General features: G+C 40.0%; 20 protein-coding genes. 16 read left to right on the top strand and 4 right to left on the bottom strand.

Going from position 1 to position 21,615, the window contains the following annotated elements:
• Nucleotides 1-14 precede the first annotated feature (14 nt).
• The 11 genes from rimM (at nt 15) to BUF13_RS14625 (ending at nt 9,432) form a co-directional block, all read left to right on the top strand.
• Complete coding sequence (gene rimM / locus BUF13_RS14675) at nt 15-545, top strand: ribosome maturation factor RimM (RefSeq protein WP_073572582.1); 531 nt, start codon at nt 15-17, stop codon at nt 543-545.
• Between the two features lie 2 nt (nt 546-547).
• A complete protein-coding gene (gene trmD, locus BUF13_RS14670) occupies nt 548-1,264 on the top strand; it encodes a tRNA (guanosine(37)-N1)-methyltransferase TrmD (RefSeq protein ID WP_073572581.1) in 717 nt (238 codons plus the stop codon).
• 51 nt (nt 1,265-1,315) lie between these two features.
• Nucleotides 1,316-1,681, top strand: coding sequence for a 50S ribosomal protein L19 (gene rplS / locus BUF13_RS14665; RefSeq protein WP_073572580.1), 366 nt, complete (start codon nt 1,316-1,318; stop codon nt 1,679-1,681).
• 196 nt (nt 1,682-1,877) lie between these two features.
• Entirely contained in the window at nt 1,878-2,168 is a 291-nt protein-coding gene (locus tag BUF13_RS14660) for a hypothetical protein (RefSeq protein WP_073572579.1), read from the top strand.
• A 123-nt stretch (nt 2,169-2,291) separates the two neighbouring features.
• A complete protein-coding gene (gltX, locus tag BUF13_RS14655; RefSeq protein WP_073572578.1) occupies nt 2,292-3,830 on the top strand; it encodes a glutamate--tRNA ligase in 1,539 nt (512 codons plus the stop codon).
• Nucleotides 3,831-3,841: 11 nt separating this feature from the next.
• Nucleotides 3,842-4,039, top strand: coding sequence for a hypothetical protein (locus BUF13_RS14650; RefSeq protein ID WP_035464276.1), 198 nt, complete (start codon nt 3,842-3,844; stop codon nt 4,037-4,039).
• 89 nt (nt 4,040-4,128) lie between these two features.
• Nucleotides 4,129-6,912: a TonB-dependent receptor gene (locus BUF13_RS14645; RefSeq protein WP_083586473.1), complete on the top strand. Its 2,784-nt coding sequence runs from the start codon at nt 4,129-4,131 to the stop codon at nt 6,910-6,912.
• A gap of 27 nt (nt 6,913-6,939) precedes the next feature.
• Entirely contained in the window at nt 6,940-7,614 is a 675-nt protein-coding gene (locus tag BUF13_RS14640) for an outer membrane beta-barrel protein (protein ID WP_073572577.1), read from the top strand.
• Nucleotides 7,615-7,862: 248 nt separating this feature from the next.
• Entirely contained in the window at nt 7,863-8,357 is a 495-nt protein-coding gene (locus tag BUF13_RS14635; protein ID WP_073572576.1) for an RNA polymerase sigma factor, read from the top strand.
• Entirely contained in the window at nt 8,347-8,658 is a 312-nt protein-coding gene (locus BUF13_RS14630) for a hypothetical protein (protein WP_073572575.1), read from the top strand. The genes BUF13_RS14635 and BUF13_RS14630 overlap by 11 nt, the downstream gene beginning before the upstream one ends.
• A gap of 12 nt (nt 8,659-8,670) precedes the next feature.
• A complete protein-coding gene (locus tag BUF13_RS14625) occupies nt 8,671-9,432 on the top strand; it encodes a Spy/CpxP family protein refolding chaperone (RefSeq protein ID WP_073572574.1) in 762 nt (253 codons plus the stop codon).
• A 63-nt stretch (nt 9,433-9,495) separates the two neighbouring features.
• On the opposite strand, the gene BUF13_RS14620 is transcribed toward BUF13_RS14625, so the two are convergent.
• Entirely contained in the window at nt 9,496-11,178 is a 1,683-nt protein-coding gene (locus BUF13_RS14620; RefSeq protein WP_073572573.1) for a DUF885 family protein, read from the bottom strand.
• Between the two features lie 269 nt (nt 11,179-11,447).
• Here BUF13_RS14620 and BUF13_RS14615 point away from each other — a divergent pair, with 269 nt between their 5' ends.
• Together BUF13_RS14615 and BUF13_RS14610 are read left to right on the top strand one after the other, a co-directional pair.
• The gene (locus tag BUF13_RS14615) at nt 11,448-12,335 is read left to right on the top strand and encodes an ABC transporter ATP-binding protein (RefSeq protein WP_073572572.1); all 888 of its coding nucleotides are present in this window, start codon (nt 11,448-11,450) and stop codon (nt 12,333-12,335) included.
• Nucleotides 12,336-12,344: 9 nt separating this feature from the next.
• Nucleotides 12,345-15,989: an ABC transporter permease/M1 family aminopeptidase gene (locus BUF13_RS14610; RefSeq protein WP_073572571.1), complete on the top strand. Its 3,645-nt coding sequence runs from the start codon at nt 12,345-12,347 to the stop codon at nt 15,987-15,989.
• Between the two features lie 57 nt (nt 15,990-16,046).
• Here the strand turns inward: BUF13_RS14610 and BUF13_RS14605 are convergent, their stop codons facing one another.
• From BUF13_RS14605 to BUF13_RS14595, 3 genes are all read right to left on the bottom strand, one after another.
• On the bottom strand, nt 16,047-16,265 hold the full coding sequence (locus BUF13_RS14605) for a hypothetical protein (protein WP_073572570.1): 219 nt from the start codon (nt 16,263-16,265) through the stop codon (nt 16,047-16,049).
• Between the two features lie 29 nt (nt 16,266-16,294).
• Nucleotides 16,295-16,834, bottom strand: a complete 540-nt coding sequence (locus BUF13_RS14600) for a hypothetical protein (protein ID WP_073572569.1) — start codon at nt 16,832-16,834, stop codon at nt 16,295-16,297.
• Between the two features lie 213 nt (nt 16,835-17,047).
• Complete coding sequence (locus BUF13_RS14595) at nt 17,048-17,920, bottom strand: AraC family transcriptional regulator (protein ID WP_073572568.1); 873 nt, start codon at nt 17,918-17,920, stop codon at nt 17,048-17,050.
• A gap of 133 nt (nt 17,921-18,053) precedes the next feature.
• Between BUF13_RS14595 and BUF13_RS14590 the strand changes: the two genes are divergently transcribed.
• The 3 genes from BUF13_RS14590 to BUF13_RS14580 all read left to right on the top strand — a co-directional run bounded on the left by BUF13_RS14590 (nt 18,054) and on the right by BUF13_RS14580 (nt 21,601).
• A complete protein-coding gene (locus BUF13_RS14590) occupies nt 18,054-18,944 on the top strand; it encodes a dihydrodipicolinate synthase family protein (RefSeq protein WP_073572567.1) in 891 nt (296 codons plus the stop codon).
• Between the two features lie 92 nt (nt 18,945-19,036).
• On the top strand, nt 19,037-20,494 hold the full coding sequence (locus tag BUF13_RS14585; protein WP_262710383.1) for an aldehyde dehydrogenase (NADP(+)): 1,458 nt from the start codon (nt 19,037-19,039) through the stop codon (nt 20,492-20,494).
• 102 nt (nt 20,495-20,596) lie between these two features.
• Nucleotides 20,597-21,601, top strand: coding sequence for a 4-hydroxyproline epimerase (locus BUF13_RS14580; protein ID WP_073572565.1), 1,005 nt, complete (start codon nt 20,597-20,599; stop codon nt 21,599-21,601).
• The last annotated feature ends 14 nt before the right edge of the window (nt 21,602-21,615 follow it).

Genomic DNA, 21,615 nt, shown 5'->3' with positions numbered 1-21,615 from the left:
AATCAATTCTCCCCATGAACAAGGAGCAGTGCTTTCAATTGGGCTATGTAGCCAAGGTTCATGGACTTCGTGGTGAAGTAGTCATCGTCCTGGATGTAGATTATCCAGAAGAATACGAAGACTTAGAGCATCTCTTCTTAGATCAAAAAGGCCGAATGGTTCCTTTCTTTTTGGAACACTTCGTACTTCAGCCGGGAAATAAAGTACTGGCAAAATTTGAAGAGTTGGATTCTCTCGAGCAAGTAGAAGGATTGGTAGGATCGGAAGTTTATCTTCCCTTGACTGCACTTCCCGAACTCAATGAGGACCAATATTACTACCACGAACTAATTGGGTTTGAAGTAGAAGATGAATCCAAAGGCCTTTTAGGCCCAGTAGAAGTCATCTATGATATGGAAACCCAAGATCTCCTCGGAGTAAAACACCAAGGCAAAGAAATTCTTATCCCTATTCAGGATGGAATCATTACCAAAGTGGATAAGGCAGCTAAAAAAGTTTACTGCCAGTTACCCGACGGCTTACTTGACATTTATTTGGAAGACTAAGCATGCATATTGACATTATCAGCGTAGTACCCGGATTATTGGAAGGTCCCTTTTCCCATTCGATTCTCAAAAGAGCCGAAGAGAAAGGTCTTGCCACAGTCAGAGTACACAACTTACGCGATTATGCCACAGGCAAGCAGAAGCAAGTGGATGATTATGCCTATGGAGGTGGAGCCGGAATGGTCATGATGATCGAGCCGATTTCACTTTGCATCGAAACTCTTCAGAAGGAAAGAACATATGATGAAATCATCTATATGACTCCTGATGGTGAGACCTTCGACCAGCCAATGGCCAATGCGCTTTCGATGAATCAAAATCTCCTGATCCTTTGTGGTCATTATAAAGGAGTGGATGAACGAATCAGACAGCGGTATATCACCAAAGAGATCAGTATCGGAGACTTTGTGCTTTCCGGAGGAGAATTGGCAGCAGCTGTAGTGGCTGATGCAATCATTCGCCTGATTCCCGGAGTACTCAATGACGAGACCTCAGCTTTAACAGATAGCTTCCAAGATTATCTGCTAGCACCTCCTGTATATACCAGACCAGCCGAATGGCAAGGAATGGAAGTTCCAGAGGTTTTGCTTTCAGGTCATGAAGCCAAAATAAATGAATGGAGATTTGAAGCATCGGTTCGCCGAACCCGAGAACGTAGGCCGGATTTATTCGCCAAGTCAGGTTTGGGAGAAAGCGATAAAAAATCGAACAAGAAGTAATTCAAAAAGCCACGCGTTGGCCAAACAGCGAAAGCATAAAATATAAAAGCTATGAGCGAACTATTGAAAATTGTAGAAGCGGAATACCAAGAGGCTAGAGCCAAATTCCCTTCTTTCAAAGCTGGTGATACAATCAACGTACACGTACGTATTAAAGAAGGCAACAAGGAAAGAGTTCAGCAGTTCCAAGGAACTGTGATCCAACGTAAAAACCCTAACTCCAACGGTGAGACTTTCACAGTAAGAAAAATCTCCAACGGAATCGGTGTTGAGCGTATCTTCCCAATCCTTTCTCCAGCTATCGAGCAAATCGACGTATTGAGACAAGGTAGAGTAAGAAGAGCTAGATTGTTCTACTTGAGAGGACGTCAAGGTAAAGCTGCTCGTATCAAGGAAAAAATCAGAGTGAAGCACTAAGAGTGCATACTCTTCTCATCAAAAAGGAACTCAGCAATGGGTTCCTTTTTTTGATTTTTAGACCATTGAGCATTTGATTAAAATAAAGCCTTAACACTTTTCGTTATCTTCATTACCAACACATTAGCCAATTTTAACACGCAGTTCATTGATTCCCTGAGAGTTAAATTTTATATTTAATCAATCTTTTTTCACAATGAATTCTCCCAGCTTAATTGATCCGGCCAAAAATTTGGCGACAGTTGTAATCAGTATTTTCCAGGTATTGGCAGTACTTCTTATCTGTCTTTCTATTTATTTCATCTACCTCTCCTACTTGGACCTGATGACTGACTGGAGGATATCCGTGGAATTTTCCTTCTTCCATTTCACACCTGAGGAAAATGAAAAATTTCTGAAAATGCTCATTTTGTCACTCCCCGGAGTAGGTGCTATGATCGCATTTTTTGTTTTGGGGTATTTGAAAAAGGTGATTGAGAAAGAATAGTCACTTTTAATTGACAGAATAATCCCAAGCTAGAATTTCCCTTCCTTGACAAATCCCTATCTTTGCAGCTGATTTAATTGAATCCTTGAGGTCATTCACCTCGACAAGAAATAACAGCCAAGCATGAGTAGAGAAGTTCGAGTAAGATTTGCCCCTTCACCCACAGGGCCTTTACATATCGGAGGCGTGAGAACCGCCCTTTACAATTATCTTTTTGCAAAAAAGAACGGAGGAAAATTCCTTCTGAGAATAGAAGATACTGACCAGACTCGATTTGTTCCAGGAGCTGAAGATTACATCAAAGATTCTTTGGAATGGCTAGGCATCACAGCTGATGAAAGCCCTTGGAATCCAGGTGACGTTGGCCCCTACAGACAGTCGGAGCGTAAAGCAGATTACATGCAGTACGCACTGGATTTAGTTGAAAAAGGTCATGCATACTATGCTTTCGATACTTCTGAGGAATTGGAAGCAATGAGAGAAAGATTGACCGCTGCCCGCGTAGTTCAGCCTCAATATAACAGTATTACCAGAACTCAGATGAAAAACTCCCTGACGCTTTCTGAGGAGGAAGTAAAAGAGAGATTGGCTTCAGGAGATCCTTATGTCATCAGAGTTAAAATTCCTCGTAAAGAGGAAGTTCGTCTCAACGATATGATCCGTGGTTGGGTGATGGTTCATTCCTCCACCTTGGATGACAAAGTTTTGATGAAATCTGATGGGATGCCTACTTATCACTTGGCGAATATCGTAGATGATCATTTGATGGAAATCACCCATGTGATCCGTGGTGAAGAGTGGTTACCCTCAGCTCCTTTGCACGTATTGCTGTATAAATTCTTTGGTTGGGAAAGCACCATGCCTCAATTTGCCCATTTGCCTCTGCTATTGAAGCCAGATGGAAACGGTAAGCTTTCTAAGCGTGATGGAGACAAATTAGGCTTCCCTGTATTCCCATTAAACTGGGAAAATAAAGCTACTGGGGAAACTGCAGCCGGATTTAGAGAGCAAGGATACTTACCTGATGCTTTCTTGAACTTCTTGGCATTCTTGGGATGGAACCCAGGAAATGATCAGGAGATATTCTCCAAAGAAGAATTGGTAGAAGCCTTCTCCATTGAGAGAATCGGTAAGTCAGGAACCAAGTTTGATATCGCTAAAGCTAAGTGGTACAATGAGCAATATTTGAGATCAAAACCTGATTCTGAATTAGCAGAATTTGTAGCAGCTGATGCCAAGTCCTCAGGAACTGAAATCTCTCCAGAACTAGCAGAAAATATTGTTCGTCTGACAAAAGAGCGAGTTACTTTCCCTTCCGAATTCTGGAAAGACTATCAATACATTGTCATAGCTCCAGATTCTTTTGATGAGCAAGTAGCATCGAAAAAATGGAATGAGGATGCTGTTAAAGTTTTGACTCATTATGCAGGAGTTTTGGATAATTTTTCTGGAACATTTGATGCAGAAACAGCCAAAACCTTATTGGGTGAGTCTGCCGAAGCGGAAGAAATCAAGTTGGGTAAAGTCATGCAAGCTGTACGTTTAGCGGTAACAGGTGTAGGTGGCGGACCGGATTTGATGGAGATATTTGCTATCTTAGGAACGGCTGAAGTGGCCAAACGCATCCGATTTGCCTTGGATACGTTAAGCATAGCAGGATAAATACCAAAGCCATGAGCAAGAAGAAAAAAAAGAAAGACGAGGATCCAAAAGTGCACGAGGAATTGAAAGGTTTCAAAATGGAAATCAATTCTTTCGGTGAAATCAGCTCCTCCTTTCCCATCGATAAGATCAATGAGTTTTTGAACCAAAATGTGGAAGACAAAAAACTCAAAGACCGAGATGATCTGGATGATGTGAAAAAATCCTAATATTTATAAAAAGCTCCTTTCGAGGAGCTTTTATTTTTTCATAATAAAATTAAAAGCTTATTTTTCAAAGATTCTATCCCAAAAAACACATGAGATTTTTTTCAGCCAATTTGCAAAAAAGAATATTCGGAATTCTATTCCTCACTTTCGCTACTACCCTATTTGCTTTTTCTCAAACCGCATCAATCAAAGGGACCGTCAAAGACTCTGAAACTGGTGAAACGCTTCCATTTTGCAATGTATTTATCAATAACACGACGATTTCCACGGTCACTGATATGGATGGTGCATACATTTTGGAAGGATTGGAGCCAGGTGCTATAGAGTTGAGCTTTTCTTTTATGGGATATGAAGCTCAGACCAAGCCTGTCACCTTGAATCCAGGGGGAACTTTGACAGTGAACCTAAGTATGAAAGCATTGGAAACCGAGCTTTCCGATGTGGAAATCAAAGCAAAAAGAGACAAAAGTTGGGAAAGAGATCTACGGAAATTTGAAAACCTATTCCTTGGTAATGATGCGATTGCAGGACAATCCGAAATCCAAAATCCCTGGGTAGTCGATTTTCCTGAGGCTGAAGAAAAAGGAAGCTTTAAAGCAGAGGCACTTCTGCCAATTGAAATCATAAACAATTACCTAGGCTATAAAATCACCTTTGACTTGAAGGAGTTTTTCGACAATCCAACAAGCTATAGAATCGCTGGAGCAGCACGCTTTGAGGAAATGACTCCTGAATCAGAGAATCAACGGGTAGCTTGGGAACAAAACAGAGCAGAAACTTATAGAAAATCACCTCAAAATATGTTTCGGGCTTTGTTGACAGGCGAGCATCAAAAAGAAGGATTTTATCTCTATGGAGATAAAGCAGGAGGATCCCCTTCTATGAATATGCGCTCAGATATTTTTGCTAATGAATTGGGGAGATCAGTTGTAGAATACAAACCAGACAACTTAGTAACCAAAGCAGACAAACCTGGGGAGTATTTGATCAATATGAAAGGTCGAATAGAAATCCATTATCAAAAAGGTTACACTCAAGTCAATACTTATAAAGATGCTCCTTATCCTGTTTCTTGGCTAGAAGTCAGTAGCGGAAAGGTCAGAGTAAAAGAAAACGGTTCCGTTCTAAATCCGCAAGATTTGGTTTTTTCAGGTGACATGGATAGAAAGCGGATTTCAACCCTATTGCCTTTGGATTACGATGCCGAAAAAGCCATTCAGCTCCAAAGTTTGGAAAGGACAGCTCAAAACCTCCAAGAAAAAGTATTCATACATACCGACAAACCAGTCTACTATGCTGGGGATGAGGTTTATTTTAAGGCCTTTTTCAACTATGGCAATCCTTATCTAAAGGAAGAGCTGAGCAAAGTACTTTATGTAGAACTCATCAATGCTAACCGAGATTATATTATTGAGAAAAAGTTTAAAATCTTCGACGGTGGCGTTTCTGGCAATTTTCATTTGCCTGACAGCCTCTCGGAAGAGAAATATTTCTTGAGAGCCTACACAAACTGGAATAGAAACTATGGTCCTAACTACCTTTTCATCCAACCATTGGAGGTTTTGGATTTATATTCTAGAGTAATCCCTGACGCAAGCTCAGAGGTTCAAAATCAGAATTTCTCTATCAAAACGAATCAAGACCAGTATAGTAAAAGAGAAAAAGTAACCTTGACTCTTTCTGCAAAAGATCAATCCCAAATGGGAATTCAGGCGCTTTTAGCAGTTTCTGTAATTGATCAAACTCAAATCCCAATGGCTCCCTACCCTGTCAATATCGCGGAACAATTGAAATTGGAGAAGATACCCGAAACAGTAAATCTGGATCGCTTCTCCTACGCTATTGAAAAGGGGCTTACACAAAAAGGGAAAGTGTCCGATGAGAAAGGCAAAGGCGAGGAAGGTGAAATCACAGTTTTTGTCAATGATTTTGAAGGAATGATTGACTTGGAGTCTGACAAAAATGGAGAATTTGCCATGGAGGATATGGAGTTTTATGGACCAATGAAACTCGCTATCCAAGCGATGGACAAAAAAGGCAAACCCATTGAGAACGTAGAATTGGTTGAAGATTTAAAAGCACCAGTTGTTCTTCCATCAAATCCAATTTTTCCTCAGACAACAAAAGCTGACGAAGCTATTCGTCCGTTGCAATTGGTAGAATCTACTCCAACAGGCGAAGAAGCTGAAGATGATACTAAAGAAAAGAAAAGCAGCCAAGCAATCTATGGAGATCCAGATTATATCGTCACTGGAGACAAATTGATGGGAACAGGCAATACGGTAGATTTGGTTAATAGTTTGGCAGGAAATGTACCGGGAATGAGAGTTATTATCGCAGGTACTTCAGGTCAGCAACAAATTCGAATCAGAGGAGGAGGAAGCTCTGCTTCAGGTTCTTTTGAACCGGTCGTGATGGTTAATGGAGCGGTTAGACCAAGTGTTGGTTCAATTACCGCAGCGGATAATTTGCGCACTATCGACCCACGGGATATAGACCGAGTAGAAGTTGTTTCTCGAATAGTATCTACCCTTGGGGAGCAGGGCAAAAATGGAGTTATCGCCGTTTATCTCAAAGAAGGTGGAAGTGGATCAGGCCCTCTTGGTGCCAAAGGAATGTCAATGTTCACTATAGAAGGCTACCAGCCTCCTCAAAGCTTTTATCAAGTAGATTATGAGCAGGAGGAAGAATCAATGGCAAAAGATATTCGCCAAACTTTATACTGGAATCCGATGCTTGTCACTGACGAGTCAGGAAATGCAACCATCACTTTCTTCACAAATGATAATGCTGGTCCAATGACTGTAGAAATTAGAGGTCTTTCTATCAATGGAACTCCTATTTCAGGTACTTTCACAATTAATCAAAAATAATTTCGATCAGATTCCCTTATTTTGGGTATGCGTAGCACCCTTTTAGTTTTATTCTTATTGATATGTGGATTTTCGACGATGGCACAGACTAGCGTCGGAATTCGAGGAGGATATACCAATGCCACCTACACGTATCGACCAGCTGCCAATTCTAAAGGAATTACAGCTGAAAGTGTCGGTAAGCCTACTTTTGCTTTGGTAGTAGAGCATTTCAATTCAAAAAACGCAGGTGTAGAACTTAATCTCCAATGGATCACATTAGGCTATAAGCAGATCAATGAAGATTTGGATCCGATTGCCACAAACATCACAGAGTTCAACTATTTAAAAGTTCCGTTTTTGGCATCGTTCTATGCTGGGAGGTCTGGAAGATTTCAGATAAAAATGGGGACTCATTTTGGCTATTTGGTAAATGCCAAAGATGTTCAACGTGAATTTAGCGATGCAAGCCCGGCGGAGATCCCAACCTTTGGAGGATCTGATGATTCGCCAAATAGGTTTATGTATGGATTGACAGGAGGTGCAGGAATTTCCAAACTCTTCGGCAAAAGCACCCTAGCTGCGGAAGTCCGCTTTTCCTATGATTTCACCAATCCAGAGGGTCAAGACCGTATTTTTGACATGTCCTCCACTAATCTCGAGTTTTCATTGGCTTATTTATTTAAGATAAAAGATTCGAAAATTGAAAAATTGAAAAATTGAAAAATTTGATTTTCAGTGTCTTCAAATTTCCATATTTTGTTTTCCCCTATCTCCACCATTGAAATTCAGATTGGCTAAAAAGCTGCTTTGAGAATCAAGTCTTGGAAACTTCGGTCATCGGTCTTCCATCTCAAAAAATCAAAGTAGGTATGAGTAATGGTCCTTAAGCAGGGAATCATTTTTTATTCCTGAATAATTTTCAATTCTATTGTCATATATTCCTCCATTTACCCGACTAATGGATGTAAATGAATCGGACAGAGCTCGAACATATCCTTAAACAGCTTCATCGCGATGCCTATATCTGGGCAAGGCAATGTTGTCAATTCGATGATGAACTGGCAAAAGATATGTTGCAGCAGTCTTATTTGAAGATTCTGGAAGGAAAAGCAAAGCTCAAGGATCCTAAAAAAGCTAAAACCTGGCTCTTCTCTATAATTCGATACACTATCATCGATGAGTATAGAAAAGCAGGAAAAGTAGTCCCTCTAGAAGAAAGCTACGACCCAATCGATACGATCGAGGAAGTAGACTCCACGGATTATGAAGGGATAATCAAAAAACTTCCAGAAATGCAGCGAGAGGTGATTATGGCGGTCTTTTACCATCAAATGACTATCGCTGAAAGCGCAGAAATCCTACAAATCAATGTAGGTACGGCCCGAACTCACTATGAGCGAGGAAAGAAAAAACTCAAAGAATTGATTCAAAAATCTCAACTGATCGAGCAAAATGGAAAATGACGAAATGCTACACAGCTTTTTCTCAGAAATGAAAAAGCAAGATCAACAGCTGGAGATTCCCGAGTTTCCAGAAACAAAAGTAAAAGCTATCAACTGGTGGCTCCCATCTGGCATTGCTGCCAGCTTCTTGGTAGGATGCTTTTGGTTCTTCCAACTATCCCAAGCGCCTGAAGCACCGGCAGAGGTGATAATCATCTCCTTGGAGCAAGGTGAAAATAATGAACAACAAATCATCATAGAAGAAAAGGCATTTATCGATACCTGGGAATCTACGACTTCCTCCCTTTTGACTGATTTCTAAACCAACACCACAATGAAAAACCTATTAGTAATCGCACTTATCCTGCTCTCAAACTTTGCCTTTGGGCAATTGGTTGTAACTCCTAAAGCTGCTCAGGGACCGGACATCTTCAAAGGCAACCTCTTTTCTGCTGACCGAATAATGGATGCTAGAAATGAAATCAATTTAACTGATGCTCAGGCCGTCAAAATCAAAAAAATCCATGCAGAAAACGCCGGTGAATTCTCCACTTTAAAATGGGATCTGGATGAAGCTAACTCCAAGCTTGAAAAGATGTTGGAAAAAACCAAAATCGATCAGACAGCGGTCTCCAAACAAATGGATGTTGTCCTAGAAATTGAAAACAAGCTCAAGAAAAAGCAATTAAACTCTTTGGTGGCCATCAAGAATGAATTGACCGAAGATCAAATCAATTATTTGGACAAACATAATGTGGTGACCGTGGTAGGATATCCTTCACCTGTAGGTTCGAGTATGGGTGTAGCCTCTGTCAATGGAACAGCAGTAGTCTCTGGACGACCATCCTATGCCACATCAATCACTCAAGGTGTCAAAGGGTCTATCGCAGTCCAAGCTCAAAATGGAGGTGATGATGCTCCTTTGTATATTATTTCTAAGGGTGATTCTTTTGAAGTAATTCCATCTTCTAAAATGAAAGATATAGAGCCGAATAATATTGAAAGTATCAATGTACTTAAAGGAAAGAGCGCGGTTAACCTATTTGGTTCAAATGCAAAAAATGGTGCAATTGTCATCACTCTAAAAGAAAAATAATTCAGATACGGTTAATTTTTATAGAAAAAACGGAGACCAAATTGGTCCCCGTTTTTTGTTTACTTAATCCAAAAATTTCCAACTGGCTTTGTGATTTTTACTTAGTGGATTACCAGTTACCTTGGCTCTTAGAATCTCCACCGGCATTGTATTCTGTTGCATAATCAAGTCATGGAATTCTTTTTCATCCATTTTTCCTGATTCTACCATTTCTTGTCTCAAAGAATAGAACTCCAAGGCTCCGATCATATAGGCGATTTGGTACAATGGACCGTATCTACCTTCAAAAGAACGACGAACTTCAGCCTCTGCATTGGCATATTCATGCCCCACTTTGTCTACCAATAAGTCGATACATTCCTGAGGAGTCATCGTGCCCAAATGATAGCTCAAAGAGAAAATGATACGAGCACATCTGTGCATCCTCCAGAAAAGCATCCCCACTTTATCTTTGGCATCTCTTGGAAAGTCTCTGTCCCAAAGCACAAACTCCCAATATAAAGCCCAGCCCTCTGTCCAGAAAGGAGTTCTAAACATTCTTCTGTGCGTGTTGTAACGCTGATTCATAAATTGCTGTAGGTGATGACCAGGAATCAATTCATGCTGCACAGTCGCTCTGGAGAAATGAGGGTTATTTCCACGCATGGACATCATTTTTTCTCCATGGCTCATCTCTGAAGTCGGGTAAGAAATCTGAATGACTTCACCACCCAAAAAGAATGGACTTACTCTTTGTCTTTCGGCAGAAATCATGGTTGTTCTCCAAGTCTCCTTTGCCAAAGGCGGAACGGTAATCCAATCATTTTCTTCCATGATTCCAATTGCTTCTTCTCCCAATCTTGCCACTTCTTCAGGCCAAGCTCCAGCAGGTAGATAAGTTTCTTTCACCATTTCCAAAGCAGCCTTCCAATCATCTCCAAATCCCAGTTCATTGGAAGCCTTAAGCATTTCTTTTTCGCACCAAGCAAACTGTTTTTCAGCCTCTGCAATCAATTCTTCAGGGCTATAAGCAATCATTTCAAATGCCAATTGATTCAGCAAAGCTTCTCTGCCGATTGGCTTTCCGATTATCCCGCTACCGTCATCTTTCACCGAATTGGTATAATGCTCACGCAAAGCTTTTGCATAGGCTTTCATACTTGCATCCAGCTTTTTCCAAGGCTCTGGCATCCACCAAGTGAATTCAGGATCATAGTCAAAATAAAAATCATAAGCTTCTTTCACCACACGATTCAAACTTTCAACAGACATAGCTGCCAAGTCTGCCTTCTGCCAAGAAGTATATTTACTTGTAGATGGAAGTGCTGCCAATTGTGCATCGACTTTCTTAGCTACCTCATTCCAAGTAGCCGCAAGCGCTTTGGAGTCTGGTTGCTTTGCTCTTCTCCTTGCCACTACAAATTCATGTAATGGGCCACCAAAAGCCACAACATTTTTAACCTCATCAAAATCCCGTTTTTCAAGATTCAATTCAGCAAGCTGTGTTTCTAAATAATTTCTGAAAAGCACATAATCTATTTTCCCATCTTCAGAAAGGGAATTGTAGTTTCTCTTTTCTAAGGCATCCAAGTATTCCTTATTAAAGGATTCCATTCTTGAATAGTATTCATCCGAAAGGCGATTGGTATACAATCGGAACAATGCCCCCCTATCTGCCTGATAGGTTTGAATCATATCCACTAGCTCTGTTGCCCAAGCAATACCAAGGGAAAAACATAGAACCAGCGTTAAATAAAGCTTTTTCATAAAGGTTGGATGGTTTTAAAATTTGGTTTCAAAGACTGAATTGGTATTCTGGGTCAAGCCATATTTCATTTTCTCATCAACAAAAAAGAATTGGCCAGACCTAGTTAAAAAAAAATTGGGACATGACTGCATCCACTTATCCCAATTATGCATCTAAGATTACGAAAGGCTATTTCTTGCAGACTACAACATTCTATAAATCAAATTCTTATATTAATAGCCTATTACTTTTATACCAGTTTACAACTAGCTAACCTTTCTTCTACTTTATGGAATTAGTAATCTCCAATCTTTCAAAAACCTACTCTAATGGAGTAAGGGCATTAAACGATGTTTCTCTCACCATTCCTCAAGGCATGTTTGGCCTATTAGGACCTAATGGTGCAGGAAAATCAACCTTGATGAGAACCATATCCACACTTCAAGATGCTGATTTTGGAAGCATCAGCCTCGATGGGATAGATGTACTAAAAGATAAACAGACAGTCCGTGAAAGATTGGGATACTTACCTCAGGACTTTGGGCTTTATCCACGAATCAATGCTGAAACCATGCTTGATCATATTGCTCAAATGAAAGGTGTTGGAAATAGTGGTGAAAGAAAAGAGCTCGTAGCTTCTTTGCTCAATAAGGTCAATTTGTACAAGGATAGGAAGAAAGGTTTGGGTACTTATTCAGGAGGGATGAGACAGCGATTTGGTATTGCCCAAGCTTTGGTCGGAAATCCATCTTTGATCATTGTGGATGAACCTACCGCAGGCTTGGATCCATCCGAAAGAAACCGATTTTATAATCTACTCTCAGAAATTGGAGAAAACACCATCGTCATTTTATCAACTCACATTGTAGAAGACGTCAATACCCTTTGCTCCAATATGGCCATTATCTGTATGGGGGAAGTTTTGATGCAGGGAAAACCAAAAGATGGATTGGCGATGGTGGATGGAAAAATCTATCAAAAATCCATCGAAAAATCTGATTTGGATCAGTATAGACAGGATTACAATCTTATCTCCACCAAATTGATCGCAGGAAAGCTAAGCTTAAGAATCGAAAGTGAAGAGGATCCAGGAAATGGATTTGAGCCAAGTCCAGCTGATTTGGAAGATGTTTATTTCAGCTTTATTTCCAAAAAAGTCGATCCTATCACTCTTTAATCTCAGGCCATGTTTAAAGATATATTCGTATTTGAATTAAAATACCGATTTGGGAGGCCTGCGACTTGGATTTACTTTTTCCTGTTGGTCACAGTTGGTCTTTTGCTTATTGGATTCGGAAATACTCCAGCCTCCGAAAAAGTCTATCACAATGCCCCTATTATCATTGCAAATATCCTTTTGCTCATTTCCATTTTTGGAATATTGATAGCTTCTGCCGTGATGGGTGTCCCTCTTTACAGGGATTTGGAGCATAAAACAGGAACCTTCCTCTTCAGCTATCCGATTTCAAAATTCGGTTATTTCATGGGAAGATTCTGGGGATCGTTTTTTACCCTACTCTTTATCTCTTCAGGTGCTCTCTTAGGAATTTATTTGGGTTCTCTATTGGGTCCTTTATTCGGAACAGAAGCAGAAAGGTATGGCCCCAATCTACTGGTCAATTACTTTCAGCCCTGGTTCACACTTCTACTGCCCAACCTCTGGTTGGCGGGATCACTTTTCTTCGCACTGATTGTATTTACCAGAAATATCAGATCCATCTATTCTGGAGGAATCATCATTTTCATTGCCTATCTATTAGCCAATTTTCTTTCTCAGGACATTGAAAACAAAGATTTGGTACAGCTGATTGATCCATTTGGGCTGAACACTTTCTCCTTGCAAACTAGATATCTTACCCCTTATGAGAAGAACAGCTTCTTTTTACCCTTAGAAGGAAATCTCTTACTCAATCGACTTCTTTGGTCAGGAGTTGGACTGGTATTTTTCATTGCCGCCTATTTCAGATTTAGCTTTGAATATTTCTTCCAAACACAACAGAAAAAGTCAAAGGTAAAGACTGAATCAGTTCCTGAAATCATTCAAAAGAACGTAAAAGTTGTAACGGATTTCTCCAAAAACTATCAATGGACCAGTCTCAAAACTTTAACCAAAATCGAGGTTCAGAATATTTCCAAGGATGTTTACTTCCGATCCATTCTGCTTGGTGGACTCATATTCTTGGTGTTGGATTTCTGGATTGGGAATACCCTTTATAGCGTCCCTAACTTCCCCTCCACTTCATTTTTGATGGAGTACAAGACTTATGATTACAACCTTTTTGTTTTCATCATCATTGTCTTTTTCACCGGAGAAGCCCTCCATCGGGATAAATCCACAGGCTACTCTATTATCAATGATACTTTCCCTGTCAAAGACGGTGTCGTAGTTGCTTCCAAGTTCTTGGGAATGGCATTTATTTGCTTGGTTTTGACGACTATTCCCATTTTCGTAGGGCTTCTCGTTCAGACTTTGAAAGGCTATTTTAATTATGATCTGAAAGTCTACCTGATCGACAGCTATTTAATTTCCTTGCCTGACTATTTGCAGATGGTCATGTTGGTTTTTGCGGTCCATCTAGTCATGAACAACAAATTCGCAGGACATGCTGTTGCCATTGGGATTTGGCTAGTGATGATGATTTTCAGGGATTTTGCTGATTACAATTTCAACTTGTTTTTCTTCAGCTACAAACCTGGATACACTTGGAGTGACATGAATGGTCTGGGACATTTTGCCAAACCTCTTTTCTGGTTTAATCTTTATTGGACAGCATGGGGCATTTTCTTGGTTCTTTTCTTTAGCATCTTTTTCAGCAGAGGAACAGAAAACTCCTGGAAGAGCCGATGGAATTCTGCCAAATCTAGAATGGGAGATGTACCGACCAAACTCTCCTATTTGTTCATTTTGATAGCTCTACTTTCCGGTGCTTATATCTACAATACTGTGGTCTATAAAAATGGATATATGACTCCAGAAGAAGGAAAACTGAGGTCTGTCGCTTATGAGAAGCAATTGAAAAAGTACGAGGGAATACCTCAGCCAAAATTCACAAGAGTGAATATTGAAGCAGACCTTTTCCCCATGGAAAGAGCAGCTTATTTCAAGGCTGAAGTGGAACTAGTCAATAAAACTGACTCACCGATTGACTCTATCCACTTCAATTCTGCTTCCTTGGACAAGTTTAAAGTGATCTTGAATGGTGACACCTTGGCCCATAGATTTCCTTTAGAATATGAGTCCAAAAAATTCCAACTTTTTGGCAAAAAGCCAGAGAGAGAATGGTACCAAATCACCGCGTTGCCAAATACCATGCAACCCGGTGACACCTTGAACCTGACCATTATCAGCGAGTCCACTAATCAAGGATTCCCGAACTCAGGATATGGTCGTGAATTGGTTTACAATGGAACATTCTTTTCTGGTGGAATTCCAGAAATAGGATACGACGCTAATGGTGAAATAAATTCTGATGAGGATAGGAGAAAATATGAACTTCCTGAAAAACCTGAAGATCTTCCTCCACATGATGATCCGAAGGGAAGGCAAACCTTGCTCTTTGCAGATGATGCTGATTTCATACAGTTTGAAGCTGTCGTCAGCACCATCCCTTCCCAAATTGCAGTTGCACCCGGCTATTTGCAAAATGAATGGGAGGAAAATGGGAGAAGGTATTTCCACTATATCCAAGATACTCCGATTCAGGACTTTTTTACTTTCGTATCTGCGGAATATGAAGTTTTGAAAGATGAAACAAGCTTGCCAGATGGCCAGAAAGTAGATATTGAGATCTTTTATGATAAAAAGCATCCTTACAATCTGGACCGATTCCTTCAGGCATACAAAGATGGCTTGACTTACTTCTCAGAAACCTACGGCGATTTCCAGTTTAGACAAATGCGCCTCTTGGAATTCCCGAGGTATGCAGGCTTTGCCCAGTCTTTTCCTAATACTGTTCCATTTTCAGAAAGCTTTGGATGGGTAGCCAATTTCTCAGATCCAAATGATTTTGATTATGTCTATTACGTCACAGCCCATGAATTGGCCCATCAGTGGTGGGGACATCAGATTACTCCAAATTATACTCGAGGTGCAAACCTGATTTCAGAAGCTTTGGCTGAGTTCTCAGCTTTAATTTTGACTGAAAGGAAATATGGTAAGGACAATATGAAACGCTTCCTCAAGGATGAATTGGATGATTATTTAAGAGGAAGAGCTTTTGAAAGCAAAAAAGAAAATGTCTTTATCAACTGTAACCGCGCTTACCAATGGTACAACAAGGGAAGTTTGATTTTGTATGGACTTCGAGACCTCATCGGAAATGAGGCTATGGATTCAGCTCTATATGCTTTCAATCGTGATTTTGGATTGAAGCAAGCTCCTCCATTTCCGGGTAGCTCTGATCTCTATTCTTATTTGAAAGCAGCCACTCCGGATAGTCTTCAATATTATTTAGATGACACTTGGAATAAAATCACACTATACGATAATAGAACGGAATCTGTAACTGCCAAAGAGATTGGGGAAAATGAATATGAGTTGACTTTGAAGATCAAGTCTCAAAAACTCTATGCTGACGAAACCGGTAAAGAATCTGATGCCAGTTATGAAGGTGACTATATTGATATTGGTGTTTTTGCAGAAGAGGATGAGGATGAAAGTGGTCGAACACGTGTAAATCCACTTTACCTAGAAAAATACAAAATCAAGCCTGGTGAATCGACCATCACTATTCGGGTTAAAGGAAACCCTGAAAAAGCAGGTATTGATCCTTATAATAAATTGATCGATCGGATTCCTGATGATAATACTCAAAGCGTAGAAATAGAATAAAAACAAAGAGGCTGTCTATTTCTAGACAGCCTCTCCTCCCAATTAAACTAAACTCAGCTATTTTTTTCTTCTTAAAAGAGCTACTAGGATCAAGATAAAGGCAGCAGCTCCAACTACCCATACCCAAGTTTGCTCATACCATTCGGTTTTACCGATGTTGATATCGACATCTAAGCCGCCATCTTGAGCAAAAATTTGAAAAGAAATCAAAACTCCTAGGATAGCCAATACAGCTACTTTGGAAATTTTATTTTCTAAAAGTTCTATCGCTTTCATAGTGCCTGTGTTTTTGGTTGTTTGGTTGATTATTTAAATCTGATATTATATGTCACCGCAACACCGATAGCCTGAACATCTATTCCTGGATCGGAATTGAACACATGGTTATAAAAACCGAAGATGTTCCAATCATAGTTGTGATAACCTAATTGAGGGCGGATATATGCCCCACCGCTTTCACTCATTCCATCTCCCGTGAAAAAGGAATACCCAGCATCTGTACCTACAAAAAATCCTGAAGGCTGTGGGTAATATCTAAACATGACCCCCAAAGGAATTACTCCGAAATTTTCAGCATAAGAAACGTCAGACTTTTTAAAGTACTGGGTATAACCAGAAGCTACACCTAAACCAAAATTGTCTGTTCTCATAAATTGGCCTGCAACGTCAAGCCCTAACGCAAATGAAGAATAGTTGGAAAGGTCTCCTACCGGAGCACCTAAATTCACTCCGAGCTTCAACCAGGAATTGTCCTCATTGATCTCATCTAGTTCTCTTACTCTTTGTTGTGAAAATGCACTTACACCCATCAGGATTAGCGCAAATGATAATAGTAGCTTTTTCATAGTAGTTAAATTTTCCTACATCCCATTAGTCAAGATTAATGCCTTAGGTATGAAGAATTCAACAAACTAATATTCAACTATTTGATTTACAGTATTTTAAAAGAGCGTCAAGAATGAGATGCCAAAAAAAACGAATGAAATGATTGAGCAAGGAAATTCCTCAACTGTAGAAAAAAAGTAACAGAAACCACAAATAAGATTGAAATGGAAAATTTAAATCATCTGAGATTTCCTGAATTCAACTGGTGTTTTGCCGGTGATCACTTTGAAATTCCTGTTGAAGTGAGATAGATTTTCATAACCTATGCTAAAAGCTATTTCAGAAACATTCTTGTCCGACTCCTTCAAAAGCTTTTGAGCCTCACTAATTCGGAGCTGATTGACATATTGGGTAAATGTCTTTCTTGTACGCATTTTAAAAAATCGACAAAAAGCTTCTTTGCTCATATTGGCCTCCTCCGAAATTTCATCCAGTGAAATAGCCCGAAACCTATTATTTAAAAGGTACCGGAGAATTTGATCCATCCTACTTCCATCTTTTTCTGAGAGCCCTACCAATCCTTCAGTCTTATTTAAAGAAATAAAATCTTCAGACCCTTTTTCTAAAACTGCTAAGATTTCCATCCCCCTCTGAAAGCGAAACAAATTTTTGCTGGCTTGATACTCCTTAAATAGCTCTTGAATTCTTACCTGTGTCTCACCAAAAATCTGGAAGCAAGAACCTTTTGGAGGTAAAAAACTCTTTAATCCCTGCAAATCCTCCACTTCCCATATTGAATCACCGAATGCCTGGAAATCATAAAAAAGTGTATCCCCAGCAATTTGTAAAATAGAATCGTCCGCAAAATATTCGGCATCACTTCGGAATACGTGAGGAACGTTCTCTCCTAAGAAAAAAACATCTCCTGGCTGAAATCTCCCCATGTAGTCTCCACTCAAAAATTGACCACTTCCCTCCAAAACAACAGTCAATTGAAGTTGGGGATGCTGGTGCAACTTATCATAAAAGTAACCTCCTCTATCCTGCTGAAATCGAATAAACTCCTTTTGGGACTTTGGAATCTGAAAAGCAATAACCTTTGACATAAGGCTAAATTAATAGTATTTTAAGGTATTTTGAAATTATAAGTGATTAAAAAGTCAATATTGCATCATCATATACTAATACTGTGAAAGATAGCCCTTTAGAGTTGGCATACCTTTGAAATAAAAAAATACTATGAATTGGAAAGGCGTATTCCCAGCTGTAACAACCAAATTCCATGCAGATGGAACTTTGGATATGGATCTATTCTTCAAAAATATTGACTTTCAACTAGAGTCAGGTGTTCACGGAATTATTTTAGGTGGAACACTGGGAGAAAGCTCTGTTCTTTCTCAAGAGGAAAAAATCCAATTGACAAGTGAAACTGTGAAATATGTAGATGGTAAGGTTCCTGTGATCCTTAACATTGCCGAAGGAGCTACTCAAGATGCACTATTCTGGGCTAAGAAAGCTGAAGAACTAGGTGCTTCAGGTCTGATGATGCTACCTCCAATGAGATATTCTGCTGATGCTCGTGAAGTAGTTACATATTTCAAAACCGTCGCAAATTCTACTACCCTTCCAATCATGATCTACAACAACCCTGTAGATTACAAGACTTTGGTGACTATTGACATGTTTGCAGATCTTGCAGACTGCCCAAATATTCAAGCGATCAAAGAATCTACTCGTGACATTTCTAATGTGACCCGTATGATCAATCGTTTTGGAGACAGATATCAATTGCTTTGTGGTGTAGATACCTTGGCCATGGAAGAATTGCTAATGGGAGCTGTAGGATGGGTTGCAGGATTGGTTTGTGCTTTCCCTAAAGAAACTGTAACCATCTTCAATTTGGTAAATGAAGGTAAAATCGAAGAGGCCAGAGAAATCTACAGATGGTTCCTTCCACTTCTTGAATTGGATATTCATCCTAAATTGGTTCAATACATCAAATTGGCTGAACAGCATTGTGGAGTAGGTTCTGAGTATGTTAGAGCTCCAAGATTAACCTTGATTGGTGAAGAAAGAGAGAGAATTGAAGCGATTATTACCGAAGGTTTAGCAAAAAGGCCGAAATTGTAAGTAGCCTAAAATCAGGAAAATAGGAGTATTACCTATGCAAAGGTCTATCATCAGATTTTTGCATAATTTTAATTCGAATCTTACAATTTTCAATCCATTCAAAAATGAACATCGATCAATTATTTGAGTCAGCCCAAGAAGCCTTCCTTTTTTACAAAAACCTATCTGGTAAAGAGAAAGGAGCATTTTTGGAGACATTGGCTGAAATATTAGAATCACATAGAGCCGAGATTGTTCCTCTTGCTGTCAAAGAATCTAACCTTCCAGAAGGTAGAATCAATGGCGAGCTTGGGCGTACCACCGGTCAAATCAAACTATTTGCAAACCTAGTAAAAGAAGGATCTTGGGTAGAAGCGACCGTCGATCCTGCTGACCCGGGGAGACAACCATTACCTAAGGCTGACATTCGAAGAATGTTGACTCCATTGGGTCCAGTGGTTGTTTTCGGAGCAAGCAATTTCCCATTGGCATTTTCTACGGCTGGTGGTGATACCATTTCTGCTTTGGCTGCGGGTTGTCCTGTTATTTATAAAGCACACCCTGCACATCCAGAGACTTCCAAAAAAGTTGCTGAATGTATCGCTGAAGCCATTACAAAATCAGGATTGCCTTCAGGAATCTTTACGCATGTCGAAGGAGGAATTGATGTGGGACAGGCTTTGGTGAAGCATCCTTTGGCAAAAGCTGTAGGATTCACAGGATCTCATGCAGGTGGAAAAGCCTTATTTGATTTGGCTGGCCAAAGAGAAGAGCCTATTCCAGTTTATGCTGAGATGGGTTCTGTCAATCCTATTTTCTGTTTCCCAGAAAAGCTTGAAAAGAATAATGATGTTTTGGCAAAAGCATTTATCTCTTCCTTGACTTTGGGAGTAGGTCAGTTTTGCACTAATCCAGGGTTGATTTTCGTTCCTAAAACGCAGGCAAAAGATTTTGAAAAAGCTATCGCTGAAGAACTAAACGACATTGCTTCTGCGCCAATGCTTCACCCCGGCATTGCTCAAGCATATTATGATTCTATCCAATTTTTCCAATCTAGAGAAGAATTGAGATGGGTGAAAGTTGCCGATCCTCAACACCTAATCAACGGAAGTACTGCCTTGGCAGAAATTCAGGCTGCTGATTGGATTAAGGATAAAGTATTCCAAAAAGAAGTCTTTGGAGCATTTGCGATGATGGTAGTGTATGAAACTGAAGAGGAGCTACTTGAAATCGTCAAAAATCTTCATGGCCAATTGACTATTACCGTTTGGGCTGAGGATTCCGAATTGAAAGATCAACTATTCTTGTTGAACCTTTTGGAAGAAAAATGCGGTCGATTGCTATTCAAAGGAGTTCCAACTGGAGTAGAAGTTGGATTTGCGATGCAGCATGGTGGCCCATATCCATCCACTACAGCTCCAAACAGCACATCTGTAGGTGCACATGCCATCAAACGATTTGCAAGACCGATTGCCCTTCAAGACATGCCTCAGGAATTGCTTCCAGATGCATTGAAAGATGGTAATCCATTGGGGATTTGGAGATTGGTAAACGGAGCTTATACTAAATAAGAAAACTGAAGATTCTCGGGAATTCAGAGTTTGAAATCAAAGAAAACAAACTGTTGATTCCCGAGAATTTCAAATATTAGATTTCTAATTTCTAATAAAAATATGCCATCAAGACATACTTTCTCGTGCATTGATGCCCATACTTGTGGTAATCCAGTACGAGTTGTTTCAGGCGGTGTTCCTTTTCTCAAAGGAGATAATATGCTTGAAAAACGTCAATATTTTCTGGAAAATCTGGATTGGATCAGAACAGGCTTAATGTTCGAACCGAGAGGACACGATATGATGTCCGGATCCATGCTTTTCCCTCCTCATGATCCAGAAAATGACTTTGCAGTCTTATTTATTGAGACTTCCGGATGCCTTCCTATGTGTGGACATGGTACGATTGGGACCATAACCATTGCGATCGAAGAAGGATTAATTCATCCAAAAACTCCCGGATTCCTTCGAATGGAAGCCCCAGCAGGATTGGTTTTGGTGGAGTATAAGCAGGAAGGCAAAAAGGTCAAATCAGTCAAACTTACCAATGTCAAAAGTTATTTGGCAGCTGAAAGCCTTGAGATAGAAATCGAAGAATTAGGGAAATTAACCGTAGATGTGGCTTACGGAGGCAATTTCTATTGCATTGTGGATCCACAGGAAAACTTCCCAGGCTTAGAGCATTTCAAAGCTGAGCAACTGATCTCCATGGCTAGAAATCTCAGAAAAAAGATGAATGAAAAATACGACTTCGTTCATCCTGAGCATGAAAAGATCAGGGGACTTTCCCATGTGATGTGGACAGGTAAAACCATCGATGAGACAAGTACAGCCAGAAATGCTGTATTCTATGGAGACAAAGCAATTGACAGATCACCTTGCGGCACTGGGACCTCAGCTAGAATGGCTCAATGGTTTGCCAAAGGCTGGCTCAAGCCAGGCGATGAATTCATCCATGAAAGCTTCATTGGATCTAAGTTTATCGGAAGAATTGAAGAAGTAACAGAAATCGCCGGACAGCCGGCAATAGTTCCAAGTATCGAGGGATGGGCCAAAGTGTATGGCTACAACACCATCATTTTGGATGATGATGACCCTTATGTACATGGATTCCAAGTCATATAAGATACAAGAGCCTA

This window comes from Algoriphagus zhangzhouensis (genome assembly GCF_900148515.1).
Taxonomy (GTDB): Bacteria; Bacteroidota; Bacteroidia; order Cytophagales; family Cyclobacteriaceae; genus Algoriphagus; species Algoriphagus zhangzhouensis.
This window is presented reverse-complemented; position numbering and strand designations above follow the sequence as displayed.

Bases quoted from the DNA above. Each gene is read 5' to 3' on its own strand.
- BUF13_RS14600 (WP_073572569.1), bottom strand. From the start codon at position 16,834: ATGAAAAAGCTACTATTATCATTTGCGCTAATCCTGATGGGTGTAAGT.
- BUF13_RS14640 (WP_073572577.1), top strand. From the start codon at position 6,940: ATGCGTAGCACCCTTTTAGTTTTATTCTTATTGATATGTGGATTTTCG.
- BUF13_RS14605 (WP_073572570.1), bottom strand. From the start codon at position 16,265: ATGAAAGCGATAGAACTTTTAGAAAATAAAATTTCCAAAGTAGCTGTA.
- BUF13_RS14615 (WP_073572572.1), top strand. From the start codon at position 11,448: ATGGAATTAGTAATCTCCAATCTTTCAAAAACCTACTCTAATGGAGTA.
- BUF13_RS14630 (WP_073572575.1), top strand. From the start codon at position 8,347: ATGGAAAATGACGAAATGCTACACAGCTTTTTCTCAGAAATGAAAAAG.
- gltX (WP_073572578.1), top strand. From the start codon at position 2,292: ATGAGTAGAGAAGTTCGAGTAAGATTTGCCCCTTCACCCACAGGGCCT.
- BUF13_RS14610 (WP_073572571.1), top strand. From the start codon at position 12,345: ATGTTTAAAGATATATTCGTATTTGAATTAAAATACCGATTTGGGAGG.
- BUF13_RS14625 (WP_073572574.1), top strand. From the start codon at position 8,671: ATGAAAAACCTATTAGTAATCGCACTTATCCTGCTCTCAAACTTTGCC.
- BUF13_RS14590 (WP_073572567.1), top strand. From the start codon at position 18,054: ATGAATTGGAAAGGCGTATTCCCAGCTGTAACAACCAAATTCCATGCA.
- rplS (WP_073572580.1), top strand. From the start codon at position 1,316: ATGAGCGAACTATTGAAAATTGTAGAAGCGGAATACCAAGAGGCTAGA.
- BUF13_RS14620 (WP_073572573.1), bottom strand. From the start codon at position 11,178: ATGAAAAAGCTTTATTTAACGCTGGTTCTATGTTTTTCCCTTGGTATT.
- BUF13_RS14635 (WP_073572576.1), top strand. From the start codon at position 7,863: ATGAATCGGACAGAGCTCGAACATATCCTTAAACAGCTTCATCGCGAT.
- BUF13_RS14645 (WP_083586473.1), top strand. From the start codon at position 4,129: ATGAGATTTTTTTCAGCCAATTTGCAAAAAAGAATATTCGGAATTCTA.
- trmD (WP_073572581.1), top strand. From the start codon at position 548: ATGCATATTGACATTATCAGCGTAGTACCCGGATTATTGGAAGGTCCC.
- BUF13_RS14660 (WP_073572579.1), top strand. From the start codon at position 1,878: ATGAATTCTCCCAGCTTAATTGATCCGGCCAAAAATTTGGCGACAGTT.
- BUF13_RS14580 (WP_073572565.1), top strand. From the start codon at position 20,597: ATGCCATCAAGACATACTTTCTCGTGCATTGATGCCCATACTTGTGGT.
- BUF13_RS14650 (WP_035464276.1), top strand. From the start codon at position 3,842: ATGAGCAAGAAGAAAAAAAAGAAAGACGAGGATCCAAAAGTGCACGAG.
- rimM (WP_073572582.1), top strand. From the start codon at position 15: ATGAACAAGGAGCAGTGCTTTCAATTGGGCTATGTAGCCAAGGTTCAT.
- BUF13_RS14595 (WP_073572568.1), bottom strand. From the start codon at position 17,920: ATGTCAAAGGTTATTGCTTTTCAGATTCCAAAGTCCCAAAAGGAGTTT.